Genomic DNA, 15,664 nt, shown 5'->3' with positions numbered 1-15,664 from the left:
ATGTTTCTTAAAAGCGGCCCAGGGCGTTCCGGCGGAACGAAACGAGGGGAATAGGACCAGCCACCATGTCGAACCTGTTTTATCAGACGCGGTTGCGTCGCCCGCTCCTGGATCGCGCCGAGGGCGTCTATATGTGGGATGTCTCGGGCAAGCGTTATCTCGACGGGTCGAGCGGCGCAATGGTGTCGAACATCGGCCACTCCAATCCGATGGTCCTCGAGGCGATGCGGCGCCAGATGGAGAAGTCCACCTTCGGCTACCGGCTGCATTTCGAGAACGAGCCCGCGGAGGAATTCGCCCGGCGGATCGCTGAACGGATGCCGTCAGGACTCGACCGGGTCTTCTTCGTGTCCGGAGGGTCCGAGGCGGTGGAAAGCTGCCTGAAGCTGGCCCGGCAATACGCGATTGCGACGGGCGAGTCTTCACGGTTCAAGGTGATCTCGCGCTTCCCCTCCTATCACGGATCGAGCCTCGGGGCGCTCAGCGTCACCGGCATGTCGCTCATGAGCGCGCCGTTCTCGCCGATGATGCACGAGATGCCCAAGATCCCCGCGCCGACCTGTTATCTCGACCGTGACGATCTGAGCGACCACGAGCGCGGCCTGAAATACGCCCGCTACCTGCGCGACGAGATCCTCCGGCAGGGGCCCGAAACGGTGCTGGCCTTCATCATGGAGCCGGTCGGCGGCGCGTCGACTGGCGCGCTCGTGGCCCCCGACAGCTATTACGGGGAGATCCGCCGGATCTGCGACGAGTTCGGCATCCTGCTGATCGCCGACGAGGTGATGAGCGGCGCAGGACGCACCGGCCAGTATCTCGCCTGCGACCACTGGGGCATGAGGCCGGACCTGATCGCCTTCTCCAAGGGGTTCGGCGCGGGCTACGTGCCGCTCGGCGCGATGGTCGCGGACCGGCGCATCGCGGATGCGGTCATCGACAGCGGCGGCTTCATCCACGGCTTCACCTATGCGGGCAATCCGCTTGCCTGCGCGGCGGGCCTCGCGGTGCTCGACGAGATCGACCGCCTCGGGCTCGTGGACGCGGCGCAGGTGCAGGGCGACAAGCTGAAGGCCCGGCTCCAGGCCCTCATGCAGCGCTACGGCTTCGTCGGCGACGTGCGCGGCAAGGGCCTGCTGCTCGCCTTCGAACTCGTGGCGGACCGCGAGACCATGGAGCCGCTCCCGGTCGAACTCAACGCCCATAACCGGCTGGTGGACATCGCCTACGAGAAGGGCCTCATCATCTATTCGCGGCGCACCCGCGGCGGCCGCCTGGGCGACCACTTCCTCGTCTGTCCGCCGCTCATCGTCACCGATGACCAGATCGACGAGATCACGGGCATCCTCGTGGACAGCCTCGATACCTTCGCGAAGGAAACCGGCCTCGGCTACGGAGACGCCGCATGAGCAAGCCCGTCATCATCACCTGTGCCATCACGGGCTCGATCCACACGCCGACCATGAGCGAGCATCTTCCGGTGACGCCGCAGGATATCGCGCGTCAGGCGATCGACGCAGCCAAGGCCGGTGCCGCGATCATCCATCTCCATGCCCGCGATCCGCAGACCGGCATGCCGAGCGCCGATCCGGCGCTGTTCGAGGAGATCCTGTCCACCATCGCCCGGGAGACCGACGCAGTCCTCAACATCTCGACGGGCGGCAGCTCCCGCATGAGCATCGACGAGCGCCTGGCTCCGGCGCGGCGGCTCGAACCGGAGATGTGCTCGCTCAACATGGGCTCGATGAATTTCGGGCTCTTTCCCATGGCCGAGCGCTACGATGCATGGCGGCACGATTGGGAGCCCGGATTCCTGGAGGCGACGCGGGGCATCATCTTCCAGAACACGTTCAAGGATATCGAGACGATCCTGTCCGATCTCGGCGACGGCCGGGGCGTGCGCTTCGAGCTCGAATGCTACGATGTCGGCCATATCCAGACGGTGGCCTTCTATCGCAAGCGCGGCCTGCTCAAAGGACCTGTCTTCCTCCAGTTCGTCCTCGGCGTTCTTGGCGGAATCGACGCCGCGCCCGAGCAGCTCATGCACATGAAGGCCACGGCCGACCGCCTGCTCGGACAGGACTACCAGTTCTCCGTGCTCGCCGCCGGACGCCAGCAGTTTCCGCTCGGCACCATGGGCGCTATCCTGGGCGGCAACGTGCGGGTCGGCCTCGAGGACAACCTCATGATCGAGCGCGGCAAGCTCGCCACGAGCAATGCGGAGCAAGTCAGCAAGATCCGCCGCCTGATCGAGGAGCTCGGCCACCAGGTTGCGAGCCCCGCGGACGCGCGCCAGATGCTCGCTCTGAAAGGTGCGGCTCTGAATCCGGCCTGAGACCGTTCGAGAGATCTTCACGTCCGGACTTAATCATCGGTGCGCAGCCGGTACCCGATGCCGGTTTCGGTCAGGATGTAGCGCGGCTGCTCCGGGTCCACCTCCAGCTTCTGGCGCAGGGACCGGACGTAGATGCGCAGGTACTGCACCTCCCCCTTCGATCCCCAGATCTCCTGCATGATCGCCCGGTGCGTCAGCACCGTGCCGGCGTGCGTCACCAGCAGGCGCAGAATGTCCCATTCCTTGTTCGTCAGCCGCACCTCCCGGCCCCCCACCTGCACCAGCCCGCGCCCGAGGTCGACGGTGAGGTCCCCGCTCCTGAACACCGGATCCGCTCCCTGCCCCCGCCCTTGTCGGCGGAGCACGGCGCGGATCCGCGCCACCAGCTCGGCCATGCCGAATGGCTTGGTCACGTAGTCGTCGGCCCCAAGATCGAGGACCTCGACCTTCTCGGCCTCTCCGCTGCGGCTCGAGAGTACGATGATGGGCAGCCGCGAGCCCGAGCCGCGCAGGCGGCGGATCACCTCGACACCATCGAGATCCGGAAGTCCCAGATCGAGCAGGACGGCATCGGGTCGCCTGCAGGCCAGCAGGTCCAGGGCGGCCTGTCCGGTCCCGGCTTCAAGGATGCGATAGCCGTGCCCGACAAGGGCGGTGCGCAGAAGCCTGCGGACGGACTGTTCGTCGTCTACGACAAGGAGGGACAAATCCCCGGCGCTCATGGATCGCAGGCCTCGGGCCCGGCCGTCGACGCGAGCGCCTGTGGGAAGGCGATGGTGAAAACCGCTCCTCGACCATCCGTCCCGTTGCAGGCCTGGATCCTGCCGCCGAGCGCCTTGACGAAACCGCGGCAGATCGCAAGTCCCAGTCCCGTGCCGGCATTCGCCCTCCCGCCGTGGCAGGCTTCGTGGAACCTCTCAAAGACGCTTGGCGGCAGTCCAGGTCCTTCGTCGGCGATCTCGATCACGATGCTGTCGGGACATCTGCGCCCGCGGATGGTGACGACGGAGCCTGCGGACGCGTACTTGGAGGCATTGTCGAGCAGATTCACGATCACATGCTCCAGCAGGCCGGCATCCAGATCGAGGATCGGCAGGTCCGGGGCAAGATCGACCTGGACGGAATGGCGCTCCAGCAGCGGGGCGGCAACCTTGAGAGATGTGCCGATCACCTCGCCGAGGTCTACGGGCTGGCGGTTCGGCACGATGGCGCCCACTTCGAGACGGGTCATGTCGAGCAGGTTCGTGACGAAGCGGCCGAGGCGCTCCGCCCCGTCCTGGATCATGGCCTCCAGTTCGTCACGGGCGACGTCGTCGTAGAGTTTCCGGTCCTGTCGCAAGGCCGTGATCGCTCCGAGAATCGAAGCCAAAGGCGTCTTCAGATCGTGGGAGAGTGAGGTGAGCAGGGCCGAGCGCAGGCGCTCCGTCGCGGCCTCCTGGCGGGCCTCATCTCTCTCCCGACTGAGCTGAATGCGCTCAATCGCGACGGCGGCCTGGCTCAGGATGGCATCAAGGGTCTTCCGCTGGTCGCCCGAGAGAAGGCGTTCATCCCGAGCCGCATGGGATCCGCGCCGTGCGACTCCCACCTGCCCAACGACGCCCTTCTTCGTGCGGAGTTCCAGGAAATGAGTGTCGCTGGCCTGTCCGCTGCCGAACTCTTCACCTCCTGGCGCACTGATCCTCCGGGACGATGGACTGTTTGCCCGGACCACCGGCTTCCCGGTCTCGTCCGGCAGCATCAGCACGGCCTCGAGGTCGAGCATCGTGGCGATCTGCTGCGCCGTAGCCTGGAGCAACTCGTCCAGATCCGTGATCTCGGCAATTCGCCGGCTGGACACATAGAGGGCCTCAGCCGTGTCTGCGCATCGCCGGGCGGCGGCCGTCTCGGCGCGGATCCGGGCGGCCAGATGGCTGGCGACAACCGCGCCCAGCATGAAGATCAAGAGCGTGGCGATGCTGTCCGGACGCACCTCTTTGAACGCATATGCCGATGGGACGAACACGAAGTCGTAGGCCAGAGTGCTGACGACGGCACAGGCGAGAGAAGGCCATAAGCCGCACTGGATCGCCACGCCGGCGACCACGATAAGGAAGATCGTGTCGATGCAATCGGTCCCCGCGACCTCCTTCACGATCAGCGTGAAGCCAAGAACGCCGACAAAGACTGCCAGCGCAATTCCGAAAGGCCGCGGGCTGGGCGGCAGCTCTCTGAAGAGAATCAGGACGCTCTCCGCCAGGGAGGCTTCCCGGTCGATCGGTTCGAACATCCGGCGGTTGGCATCGTGCATGGGTTCTCACCTGTGCCACGCACGACCGGTGCTGCGAGCCACGCGCCTCAACGACCCACCCCGACGCAGTGTACTTGCGCGCTCCCGCAAGCAGACGGTCCGCAAATTCGCCATCAAGAGCAAGACGGCGTCAGCATGGAACCGACGCTTTCGAGGCACAACGGTTCCATACGAATGGCTCCGCCCTCGCATCGAAAAAAGAAATGTCATAATAGAGGGAATATAAATCTCATATAAAAACGCTGCCCTTGACTATGCGTAGCGTTGTTTACGGCGCCCCCGAGGACTAGCCTCGAAGGCAGCGACTAAGGCCGGCAGAAGACAATAGGCCCGCACCCAGTCATGAACGGCGGCCCTGGAAACGATCCGCGCCGCCTGAGACAACGCTTTTGTGCATCACGGTGTAACCCGGAGACTCGTGCGTACGCCGGTTCGCGCGTGGGGAGAGCGCGCGTCGATTGGCCGGAAGAGCATTGAAAAGGCGGGCGACCACAGCGCAGGCGGCGGTCGAAAAGGACATTTTGCTTATTTATATTATAGGAATTTTACTAATATACTTTAGAGCTATAAATTTATACTTGTTACGACCGTAGTCTAACATAAGCTATTACTGTGAGGCGGCGACAGGTCATCATCTCACCGTCGAGCTGCCGTTGCTGATCTTCGCATCCCTGAAAGCATCACCTCGTCACCGGGTGATAGAGTGGAGGAAGACAGATGAAGACCTCATTGAAACTGGCCACAGCCGCTGTCGCCTTAACAGCCATTGCTGGGTTGTGGCTCACGCCGGAGGCCCAGGCGGCCAAGACCAAGACGTGCAGCGTCCAGACGACGGATGTCGGGCCGGGCAATTCTGGCATGACCCAGACCACCACGGAGACGCAAACCTCCGCCTGCAACAGCAACAGCGACACGGGCCAGACAATAGTCTCCGGTCCCGTGACGAACAGAGGCGGCGGGACGCCTCCTGGGCAGCAGTAAGGCAGGCCCAAAGCCTGCAGTGCCGCGCACGGCAGGGGCCTGCCCTGCCGCCAGTCCTTTCGGCGCGAGACCAAGCCTCTTCACCGTTCAGCGCCAAAAAGGAATCAGCATCAAGGAGAAACAAGACATGATGACATCATTGAAACTTATGGCGGCGGCGGTCGCGATGACGGCGGCTGGTGCATTCCTTGCGCCTGCATATGCGGCGAAAACCAAGACTTGTTCCGATCAATCCAATACGCCCTCGAACGGCTGGACCACAACGGAAACCCAGACCGCCGCGTGTGGGAGCAATTCAACGACAGGCGCCGATACGACCGTTACGAATCCCGGAGGCAAGCAGCCCCCATCCAAGCAGTAGGCAATCATGAGGCCGCACGGCTGTTTGCGTCTGCCCGCAAGGCATCGCAAATGCCCGGTCCGGCTGAACAGATTGCGTGATCAGCAGATGGCCCCGGCCCGATGCTGGGGCCATCCAATGAGGCTCCTTCCGATCTTGGACCTTCAGCCATGCGCAAACGTCCGATCATTGTGATCAGCCTCCTCGCCCTTGCGCTCACCGCCGCGGCGCCGCTCCCCAGCGGGGTAGAAGCGGTCTCGGACGGTGCCACTGGCCAGCCCCTCATGCCACGGTATCAACTTGCCGCGGTCACCCGCGGCGAGGCCGTCACCAAGGTTCTGGCCGCCGGAACGGTCCAGCCGAATTCCAGCGTGATCGTCGGCTCGCAGATCTCGGGCCAGGTCAAGGAGGTCCTGGTCGATCACAACGATCGCGTCACACAGGGCCAGCCCATCGCCCGGATCGACCCGCAGCTCTTCGCCACCCGCGTCGACCAGGCCCAGGCTGACGTCGATGTCGCCGACAATGCCCTGCGCATCGCACGCTCCTCAATCGCCGCGTCCACCGCGGCTGTGGCCCAGGCCGAGGCAGAGCGCGCCCGGACTGATGCCGACGCCAAGCGCAGCGCCGTCGTGGCCGAGAACGCCCGCCGCCGACTTGATCGCAAGTCCCTCCTGATGAAGAGCGGGTCGAGTTCCGCCAGCGAGGCCGAGGACGCCCAGGCGGCCTACGACGTGGCAGTGGCCGAGGCGAATGCCGCAACAGCCCTCGTGAAGGCCCGCGAGGCGCAGGTGCGGCAGGCCGGTGGCGAGCTCACGGTGGCGTGGTCGCGCGTCGGCCATGCCGAGGCACAGCTCCGGCGCAGCCAGGCCGCCCTGCGCCAGGCCGAGGCCGACCTGGAGCGCACCGTCATCCGGGCCCCGGCCGACGGCATCGTCATCGACCGCAGCGTCGCGGCAGGCCAGACCGTCGCCGCCAGCTTCCAGGCGCCGAGCCTGTTCACCATCGGGGACCTGCGCGCCGTGGCCGTCGAAGTCGCCATCGACGAGGCCGACATCGGCCGCATCCAGCCCGGCCAAAAGGCCACGTTCTCGGTCGATGCCTACCCGGACCGGCTCTTTGCCGGACGCATCACCCAGGTCCGCCGAGCACCGCACACGCAGGAAACGGTCGTGACCTACACGGTCATCCTGGCCGCAGACAACAAGGACCTGCTGCTGTTCCCGGGCATGACCGCGAAGGCGGAGATCGTCACGGACGAGAAGCCCGATGCCTTGCAGGTTCCGACCGCCGCCCTGCGCTACCGGCCGCAAGGAATGCCGCAACCTTCAGGATCTCATGTCTGGGTCTTCGACGACCAGGGCATCCGCCCCGTCCCGGTGCAGGTCGGCGCCAGCGAAGCCGATACGACGGAGGTTGCCGGAAACCTGGAAGAGGGACAGAGCGTGGTGCTGTCCGACACCGGAAGCGCAAATGCACCGGGCCCGGCATGGCGCCGCTTCGGCACGAGGGTCGCCGGCTGGCTGGGACCCGCGCAGGCGGCCCTGGCCGGCGCGATGGGGCGCTAAGGAGGTCGGCATGGCGGACGCCCTCGTCGCGGCAGAGGGACTGGGACGGCAGTACCACCTCGGCGGCCGCACCGTCATAGCCCTCGACGACGTGTCCCTCGCCATCGGGATCGGCGACTACGTGGCGATCACCGGCCCATCCGGCTCCGGCAAGACGACCCTGATGAAGATCCTCGGCTGCCTGGACACCCCGAGCAGCGGGCATTACCGCCTCGACGGCGAAGAGGTATCCGGCCTGACCCCGGATCAGTTGGCCGCCACCCGCAACCGCGTCCTCGGCTTCCTGTTCCAATTCTTCCTGCTGCTGCCGCAGAGCACCGCGCTGGAGAATGTGGAATTGCCGCTGGCCTATGCGGGAGTGCCACGGGCGGAACGGCGGCGGCGCGCGCGCGAGGCGCTGGCCCGGGTGGGGCTTTCGGAGCGTGAGGATCACCGTCCGGCGCTCCTGTCCGGCGGCGAGCAGCAGCGGGTGGCGCTCGCGCGAGCGGTGATCAATCGCCCCAAGCTCCTGCTGGCGGACGAGCCGACCGGGGCACTGGACCGCGCCTCGGCCGAGGAGGTGATGCGCCTGTTCGCGGAGCTCAACCGCTCAGGCATGACGATCGTCCTCGTGACGCACGACATGGCGGTGGCGGCCCATGCCGAGCGGGTCGTGCGCTTCCGGCACGGGCGGCTCGAATCCGAGGACAGGAGGCGGGCATGAGGTTCGCGACCACACTCGTGCCGGCCTTGCACGCCCTGCGGGTGCACCGGCTGCGCACAGGTCTGGCGCTGCTCGGCATCGCGTTCGGGGTCGCGGCGGTGGTCCTAATCGTCGCCTTCGGGGCAGCTGGCCAGGCCCGGCTCGATGCCGAGATCCGCGATCTCGGGGCGGACGTGCTGGTGGTCCTGGCTGGCCCGGTCCGCAGCCAGGGTGCCTGGAAGGCGAGCGGCAGCGCGCAGACCATCACCGATGCCGATGCCGAGGCGATCACCCGCGAGGCCGCGGGAATTGCGGCCGCCGCCCCGGCCATGCGCGGCCCCGTCCAGGTGGTGTTCGGCAACCGCAACCGCGCCACGGCCCTGCGCGGCATCACGCCGGCCATGTTCGAGGCGCGCCCCTGGCCGATCGTGAAGGGGCGACCTCTCACGGACGAGGACGTGCTTCGCTCCGCCAAGGTGGCGTTGCTCGGGCATGGGGTCGCCGATCAGCTGTTCGGCGAGGCCGATCCCACCGGACAGGTGATCCGCATCCAGCAGGTGCCGTTCACGGTGATCGGAGTCTTGGAGGAGCAGGGTCACAGCCTCGGCGCAGACGATCTCGACGATCAGGTCCTGGTACCGCTGACCACCGCGCGCAAGCGCATCCTGGGCTATTTTCGAGGCCACCCGACGGCCGTGGGGGGCCTGACCCTGCGCGTCGCGGAGGGCGCCGACATGGACGAGGCCAGGGAAGCGGTGCGCGCGCTCCTGCGCGTGCGCCATCGCTTGGCGCCGCAGGAGCCGGACGACTTCATCCTGCGCGACCTCGCGGCGGCCAAGCGGGCCCAGTCGCGTTCGGACTGGCTCCTGACCACCATGCTCGCAGGGGCCGCCGCTGTGTCGCTGTTGGTGGGCGGGATCGGCATCATGAACGTGATGCTGGTCTCGGTCAGCGAGCGGCGGCAGGAGATCGGCCTGCGCATGGCGATCGGAGCCCGGCGCCGCGACATCGGCCTTCAGTTCCTGATCGAGGCGGGCCTGCTGGCGCTGCTCGGCTCGGGCGCCGGCGTGGCGATTGCCTTATACGGAGCAAGCATGTTCGGAGCCGAAGATGCGCTCGGTCGCCCGGAGACGATGACGGCCATTCTTGCGGCCGTCGCCATCGCGGCGGCCATTACCCTTGTCTCAGCGCTGTACCCCGCCCGCAAGGCCGCCCGTTTGGATCCTGCCGAAGCCTTGATGCAGCAATGACGGTCAGCGGATGCAATGGCTTTGATCCCACTCACGCTCGCGATGAGGACACTCGTCGCGAAAGGGACGTGTAGCCGAGCTTATCCGAGATCTCATGCGCCGCGTTCAGCAGGCTGTCGAGATAGGCGGTGCGATGGCGCAACCCATCCTCACGCGGCGCAACCAGGCACAGGGTGGCGATGCAGGTCTTGTCGGCCTGATAGATCGGCACCGCGAAGCAATGGGTAAAGGATTCCACCTCGCTGTTGAACGTGAAGTAACCGTCGCGCGCGGCAGCGCGCACCTGGGCGATGAAATCTGCGGGATCCAGCATCCTGCCGCTCGGCAGGACAAAGTCCTCCGGCGGGATGAGGTCGAGAATGTCCTGATCCGAAAGATGCGAAACGAGAAGGCGCCCCGACGCCGTCCACGGAATGGCGACGGGCTCGCCGACATTCGAGGAGATGCGAAACGGACGAATCCCCTCGCGCATCATGGCCACCGTGTACTTGTTGCCGTCGAGCAAGCACATCTGCGCCGTTTCACGGGTCTCCTCGGCGAGCTGGACCAGCATGCGGTCGCATTCGCGCATGAGGTCGAACTGCTCGGCATAAGCCGTGCCGAGGAAATAGAGCCGACGGCCGAGAAAGACCCGCCCGTCGCCTCCCTGATAGTCAAGCATGCCGTGGCTGAGCAACAGGTTGACGAGTTCGTAAACCGAGGAGCGCGGCGCACCGATCTCGGCGGCGATCTCGTTGGGCCGCATGGGCTGCCGCTTTACGCGGAGGAACTCCAGGATCTCGAAAGCGCGATCCAGTCCCCGCGTACGGCGCGTAACACTCTCGTTGCCGGCCTCGGCCATGCTCGTCTCCAACTCGCCTCTCAGGCGCGATCAGCGCGGTAGGCCACGCAATCGATTTCTACCTTGCAATCGACCATCATCCGCGACTGAACGCAAGCGCGGGCGGGCGGGTTCGCGCCGAAGTATTCCGCGTAAACGCTGTTGAAGCTCCAGAAGTCGCGCGGATCGTCGAGCCACACGCCGACGCGCATGACATCCTCCAGGCCGTAGCCGGCCTCTTCGAGGATCGCGATCATGTTCTCGATGGCCTTGCGACTCTGGACGACGATGCCGCCGGGCACGATCTCGCCCTTCTCCATCGGCACCTGACCAGAAACATAGAGCCAGCCATTGGCTTCGGTTGCACGGGCGAAGGGCAGCGGCTGTCCGCCGGCACCGCTTTCACCGGCACCGTAACGCTTGATCGTCATGGGGATTATCTTTCTTTCTAGTTGAAGCTGGACGTTTTGAGGAATTCGGCGAGCCGTTCGGTCTTTGGCCGCACGAACATTTCCTTCGGATTGCCTTCCTCACAGATGACACCCTGGTTCATGAAGATGACGCGCGACGAGACCTCGTAGGCGAAGCGCATCTCGTGCGTCACGAGCAGCATTGTCATGCCATCGGCGGCGAGTCCCTTGATGACCTGCAGCACCTCGCCGACCAGTTCGGGATCGAGCGCTGAGGTCACCTCGTCGAACAGCATCAGCCGGGGCGCCATGGCAATGGCACGGGCAATCGCGACGCGTTGCTGCTGACCGCCCGACAATTGGCCGGGATAATGGTCCGCACGGTTGGAGAGGCCGACGCGATCGAGCCAGGTCTCGGCGACGGCCCGTGCCTCGGGCTTTGTCATCTTCTTCACCTTGATGAGCCCGAGCATGACGTTCTCCGCAGCCGTCATGTGGGGGAAGAGATTGAACTGCTGGAATGCCATCCCGGTCAGCGCGCGCTGACGGGCGATCTCCCTCTCGCTCTTGCGGCGACGCGTCGTGCCCTCGACATGATAGCCGATCTCCTCGCCGTCGAGTTTGATCGTGCCACCCTGGAAATCCTCCAGCATGTTGATGCAGCGAAGCATGGTCGTCTTGCCGGAGCCGGACGAGCCGATGATGGAAATGACCTCGCCTTCCTGAACGGCACAATCGATCCCCTTGAGGACTTCGTGCTGCCCGTAGGTTTTGCGCAGACCCCTGATCTCGAGAATGGTCTTGGCCATTGGCACGGTCTCCTCAGGACGGCAAAGCGGTCTTGCGCTCGACATACTTGCCGAAGCGTTCGATACCGTAGTTGATGATGAAATAGAGGGCGCCTGCCAGGAAGTAGAACTGCAGGCTCAAGAAGTTGCGGGAGATGATCTCTTGCGTGCGCAACAGCAGTTCCGCGACGCCGATGACGGACAACAATGTCGAGGCCTTCACCATCTCGGCGGCCGTGTTCACCCATGCCGGCAGGAACTGCCGCATGGCCTGTGGCCAGAGCACCGACGTAAAGGTCTGGACGAAGGTCAGGCCTATCGCCTTGGCTGCCTCGGTCTGCCCCTTCGGGATCGCCTGGAGCGCGCCACGCACGATCTCGCCCACATGAGAGGAGCAGAAGATCGCCAGCGCGAGGACGCCCGCAGCGAACGGCCCGAGATTGATGCCGACGGCGGAGGAGACGTAGTAGCTCGCGAGCACCAGCACGAGGACCGGAGTCCCACGGATGATGTCCGTGTAAGCCCTCACCGCAAGGCGCAGCGCGACGCCGCCATAGACCAGCGCCATACCGACGAAGACGCCGAGCACGGAGCCTGCGAGAATAGCCAGCAGCGAGATCGACACCGACATGCCGAGACCACTGAGGATGACGTAGCGTGCGATCCAGAGCTGATCGAGAAAGGAATGGGACATCGGCTTACCTCGGCAGGGCCAGCCGGCGCTCGACGAAGCGCATCAAGGCGGCGATGAGGAAACAGGTCGCGACGTAAAGGGCGGACGTGACCATCCAGGTCTCGACAACGCGGAAGCTCTCGACATTGATCTTGCGCGCGGCAAAAGTCAGTTCCGGCACGGCGATCGCAGCGGCGAGGGACGTATCCTTGAACAGCGAGATCACGGTCGAGGACAATGACGGCAGCACGTTGCGCACCATCAACGGCGCTATGATGGAGGTGCGGATCTGCATCGACGTCAGGCCGATGGCAAGACCTGCTTCCGTCAGGCCCTTCGGGATCGACAGAAGCCCGGCGCGGAACACCTCGGCCAGATATGCGCCGGAATAGAGCGAGAGCACCAGGACGAAGCTCTTGATCTTGTCGAGCCGAAAGCCCAGTTGCGGCAGCGCGAAATAGGCGAAGAGCACGAGAACGAGGATCGGCAGGTTGCGGAGCACCGTGACGTAGAGCCGCGCCGGCGCAGCCGCGAAACGATTCTTCGACGTCAGGGCGAAGGCCAGAACGAGGCCGATCGCCGCGCCGATCAGGATCGAGATCACTGCAAGGCCGAGACTGAGCATCAGGCCGCTCAGGAGGAAGTCGAAGTTGCGCCAGACGGCGCTGAAGTTCAGCGTGTAACCCATGGCGTGCCGCCCTTGTCAGAGTGGCGGAGCGGGAGGCGCTCCCGCTCCGCGCGGCCTTTACTTGAATTCGACGGGGAAGCCGATCTGCGGCGGAGGCAGGTCCTTGCCGAACCAGGTCTTGAAGGACTTGGCGTAGGTGTCGAACTCCACGCCGGTCATGGCTTCGTGCAGGGCAGTGTTGACGAAGTTCAGCCAGTCCTGATCGCCGCGCTTGACGGCGCAGGCATAGGTCTGCGGATTCCAGCCGTAACCCGCATCCTTGTAGCGGCCCGGGTTCTGCGTCATGTACCAAGCGAGCGACGACTGATCGGTGGCCACTGCGTCGGCGCGACCGGATTCCAGCGCCTGATAGATCAAGTCCACGGAATCATACTGGTCGACGGTCGCTTGCGGCAGGGCAGCGTGCACCATGGACTCGGCATAGACGTTCTGGAGAACCGAAACGGTGACCGACGAGCCCGCCGCCTTGAGAGCGGCGTAATCGCCGTACTTGCCATCGGCCTTCAACATCAGGCCGACACCTTCGCGGTAATAGGGAATCGTAAAGGCGACCTGCTGCGCGCGCTCGCCCGTCACGGTCATGAACTGGCAGGTGATGTCGACCTTGTTCGTGGTGATGTTCGGGATGCGCGCGTCGGAGGACTGGTTCACGAACTCGATCTTGTTGGGATCGCCGAAGAGCGCCTTGGCAATGATGCGGCCCATGTCGATGTCGAAGCCCTGAAGCCTGTCGTCCGCGCTTTTGAAGTGCCAGGGCGCGTTGGTGCTGCCGGTTCCGAGCACGAGAGTGCCACGCTTCAGCACCTCATCGAGTTTGCTGGTCTGGGCCAGGGCCGGAGTGGACGCGAGGAGGGCGGCGGTGGCCAGCATCAAGCCGGCACGAAGTGAAATGGTCATGATGTTCCCTCAGATTCTCTGCTTGTCCAGTATTTTGGACATATGTCTAAATTACTGGATTGACCCATCAGGAGCGATGATGGATGCCTTGTCAAGGGGCGGCCCGAAAAAAGGCGTTCGGCTTGAGAACGGCGCCACCAGCGGGGCCTTATTGGGCCCTCTTCCGAGGTCCCCATGGCCTTTCCAGATCAGGCTGGGCGGGCGGCCAATCCGCCCATCATGCTCGTCGATCTCGCTACTGCGCTGAGAATATGGAGCGCCTCCGGCATGCTGCCCGAAACCTTTCGGGGCAGTCCGGGGAAGGTCGATGGGAGCGCCTTGCGCGGCTCGCGCCGGCACCGGCCTGGCTGTTGCGTGATCGTGCGGATGGCCTCCCGACACGCAGGGCTCCCTTTCTCCGCGAGAGCGTGCTTCACAAGCCGGACGATCTGTCTTGCTCTGTGGCGGGCGTCCACGCATGTCGCGGGTTTCTGATGGCAGCCGGAACGATGCGGGAGCGGCCCGTAAACGCCTATGCTGTGCGCCGCTCAAGCTGCTCATGGGCCGCACCCGCCTCCTGATGGCCCGGCAGAGATATGTCCGCCGACGGATATGATGCACGTCTCGTCCATCTGCCGCCTCCCGCGACTTGCGGCGGCTCAACCCTGGCGAATGCTCCACTAAGCCATACGATAGGGCAGTTCAGACAAACTGAGCCCCATCACTGTACCCCTTTAGAGCCGAAGGCCTCTCCCGAGTCACCCCCTCCTGCTTCTTGACCGCAGCCGGCGTCGATACTGGAATGGAGCCGCCATGCACATAGCACTCACCAGGCCTCGGTTACAGTTTGCAGCCAATACACCTCACGGCGAACTCACATTATTCGAGCAACCTTGGTGGCTCGATGCGGCCCTTGACGGAGAGTGGCGGCGCGCGGAGGTGAAATGGGACCGCGTCACAGTCGGGCAAATGCCCTTTCATGTGAAACGGAAGTTCGGTTTCAGGATTGTTCGGAACCCACCCTATACTCGAATGATCTCGCCGCGATTCTCTCTCCCGCCTGCGAAGCCGATCAATGATCTCCACAACCGGGTCCGCATTCTCCGTGAGTTATTGAAGCAGCTTCCCGACCATGACCGCTTCAGGCTCCAGCTCAGTCCGCTTTCGGACGCGCTGCTGCCGTTTGTGGTTCTTGGGTTCAATGCAGAAACGACTTTCACGTTTCAGTCCGAGGCCGCATCCTCGTCAGCCGACGCCTGGAGAGAGCTGAACCCCAAAACACGCAGCGCCATCAGAGCGGCGGAGAGAAGCTTTCATACGACATCCCACTTCGACGTGGACCGCCTCATCCATCTCTCCAAGAATCAGCATCGTGGCCGCGATCACAACGACTATCCGGCCCTGTCCCGAATTTGGGAGGCCTGCAGCTCCCGCAGCTGCAGCACCATCCTGTCGGTGCGCGACAGGAGCGGCAATGACGTTGCCTCGACGCTCCTCGTCTGGGACGACAGCTTCGCCTATTTCCTGGTTTCGGCGCGGGACGGGGGAGAATTCAACAAAGGCGCCACCTCCTTACTGCTTTGGGAGGCTCTGAAGTATGCCAAGAACCTGGGTGTCACCTTCGACGTGGATGGGTTTCATTCGACGGCGGCCGCTCGATTTCTCACACAGTTCGGCTGCCAGCCGGTCGCCCGAAACATCGTCAATAGAAGCCGGCCGCTTGCGGAGATCGTATTCACGATCCGCGATCTGATCTTCGGAAGACCAGCCTGAAACCCATCGAAGCTCGGGAGCCGACAACAACGGCAACGACATACACCGTGTCAAAGAGCCTAAAGGAGCCGCTCCTTCCGTTCTGGCAGTCCTAGGATTGTTTCCACTTGGGTGGAATCCGCCCTCCTCTCTCGCAAGAAATGCTCCAGCCCTGCGGCCCGAACATTCCGGCTGCGCCTAACGGTCCCGGCGCGGT

General features: G+C 64.4%; 16 protein-coding genes. 8 read left to right on the top strand and 8 right to left on the bottom strand.

Going from position 1 to position 15,664, the window contains the following annotated elements:
• Positions 1–65: 65 nt before the first annotated feature.
• The gene (locus ACS5Q0_RS13025; RefSeq protein WP_473127066.1) at positions 66–1,406 is read left to right on the top strand and encodes an aminotransferase family protein; all 1,341 of its coding nucleotides are present in this window, start codon (positions 66–68) and stop codon (positions 1,404–1,406) included.
• Complete coding sequence (gene kce, locus ACS5Q0_RS13020; RefSeq protein WP_473127065.1) at positions 1,403–2,332, top strand: 3,5-dioxohexanoate:acetyl-CoA acetone transferase; 930 nt, start codon at positions 1,403–1,405, stop codon at positions 2,330–2,332. Before ACS5Q0_RS13025 ends, kce begins: the two co-directional genes overlap by 4 nt.
• Before the next feature lie 29 nt (positions 2,333–2,361).
• On the opposite strand, the gene ACS5Q0_RS13015 is transcribed toward kce, so the two are convergent.
• Positions 2,362–3,054, bottom strand: a complete 693-nt coding sequence (locus ACS5Q0_RS13015) for a response regulator (RefSeq protein WP_473127064.1) — start codon at positions 3,052–3,054, stop codon at positions 2,362–2,364.
• Positions 3,051–4,619 (bottom strand): ATP-binding protein, encoded by a 1,569-nt coding sequence (locus ACS5Q0_RS13010; protein WP_473127063.1) that lies wholly within the window; start codon positions 4,617–4,619, stop codon positions 3,051–3,053. Before ACS5Q0_RS13010 ends, ACS5Q0_RS13015 begins: the two co-directional genes overlap by 4 nt.
• A gap of 717 nt (positions 4,620–5,336) precedes the next feature.
• Here ACS5Q0_RS13010 and ACS5Q0_RS13005 point away from each other — a divergent pair.
• The 5 genes from ACS5Q0_RS13005 (at position 5,337) to ACS5Q0_RS12985 (ending at position 9,440) form a co-directional block, all read left to right on the top strand.
• A complete protein-coding gene (locus tag ACS5Q0_RS13005; protein ID WP_473127062.1) occupies positions 5,337–5,600 on the top strand; it encodes a hypothetical protein in 264 nt (87 codons plus the stop codon).
• 127 nt (positions 5,601–5,727) lie between these two features.
• Entirely contained in the window at positions 5,728–5,961 is a 234-nt protein-coding gene (locus tag ACS5Q0_RS13000; RefSeq protein WP_473127061.1) for a hypothetical protein, read from the top strand.
• 149 nt (positions 5,962–6,110) lie between these two features.
• Entirely contained in the window at positions 6,111–7,508 is a 1,398-nt protein-coding gene (locus ACS5Q0_RS12995) for an efflux RND transporter periplasmic adaptor subunit (protein ID WP_473127060.1), read from the top strand.
• A gap of 10 nt (positions 7,509–7,518) precedes the next feature.
• Positions 7,519–8,211 carry an ABC transporter ATP-binding protein gene (locus ACS5Q0_RS12990; protein ID WP_473127059.1) on the top strand — a complete coding sequence of 231 codons (693 nt, stop codon included), beginning with the start codon at positions 7,519–7,521 and terminating at the stop codon, positions 8,209–8,211.
• Positions 8,208–9,440, top strand: a complete 1,233-nt coding sequence (locus ACS5Q0_RS12985; protein ID WP_473127058.1) for an ABC transporter permease — start codon at positions 8,208–8,210, stop codon at positions 9,438–9,440. The genes ACS5Q0_RS12990 and ACS5Q0_RS12985 overlap by 4 nt, the downstream gene beginning before the upstream one ends.
• A 31-nt stretch (positions 9,441–9,471) precedes the next feature.
• On the opposite strand, the gene ACS5Q0_RS12980 is transcribed toward ACS5Q0_RS12985, so the two are convergent.
• From ACS5Q0_RS12980 to ACS5Q0_RS12955, 6 genes are read right to left on the bottom strand one after another with little or no spacing between them, the layout of a single operon-like run.
• The gene (locus tag ACS5Q0_RS12980) at positions 9,472–10,281 is read right to left on the bottom strand and encodes an IclR family transcriptional regulator (RefSeq protein WP_473127057.1); all 810 of its coding nucleotides are present in this window, start codon (positions 10,279–10,281) and stop codon (positions 9,472–9,474) included.
• Between the two features lie 20 nt (positions 10,282–10,301).
• Positions 10,302–10,691, bottom strand: a complete 390-nt coding sequence (locus tag ACS5Q0_RS12975) for a RidA family protein (protein WP_473127056.1) — start codon at positions 10,689–10,691, stop codon at positions 10,302–10,304.
• Positions 10,692–10,708: 17 nt separating this feature from the next.
• On the bottom strand, positions 10,709–11,479 hold the full coding sequence (locus ACS5Q0_RS12970; protein ID WP_473127055.1) for an amino acid ABC transporter ATP-binding protein: 771 nt from the start codon (positions 11,477–11,479) through the stop codon (positions 10,709–10,711).
• A gap of 13 nt (positions 11,480–11,492) precedes the next feature.
• Positions 11,493–12,152 carry an amino acid ABC transporter permease gene (locus tag ACS5Q0_RS12965; RefSeq protein ID WP_473127054.1) on the bottom strand — a complete coding sequence of 220 codons (660 nt, stop codon included), beginning with the start codon at positions 12,150–12,152 and terminating at the stop codon, positions 11,493–11,495.
• 4 nt (positions 12,153–12,156) lie between these two features.
• The gene (locus tag ACS5Q0_RS12960) at positions 12,157–12,819 is read right to left on the bottom strand and encodes an amino acid ABC transporter permease (protein WP_473127053.1); all 663 of its coding nucleotides are present in this window, start codon (positions 12,817–12,819) and stop codon (positions 12,157–12,159) included.
• A gap of 57 nt (positions 12,820–12,876) precedes the next feature.
• Entirely contained in the window at positions 12,877–13,716 is an 840-nt protein-coding gene (locus ACS5Q0_RS12955) for a transporter substrate-binding domain-containing protein (protein ID WP_473127052.1), read from the bottom strand.
• A 792-nt stretch (positions 13,717–14,508) separates the two neighbouring features.
• Here ACS5Q0_RS12955 and ACS5Q0_RS12950 point away from each other — a divergent pair.
• Positions 14,509–15,468, top strand: a complete 960-nt coding sequence (locus ACS5Q0_RS12950) for a GNAT family N-acetyltransferase (RefSeq protein ID WP_473127051.1) — start codon at positions 14,509–14,511, stop codon at positions 15,466–15,468.
• Positions 15,469–15,664: the final 196 nt, after the last annotated feature.

This window comes from Microvirga sp. HS2 (assembly GCF_055792805.1).
This window is presented reverse-complemented; position numbering and strand designations above follow the sequence as displayed.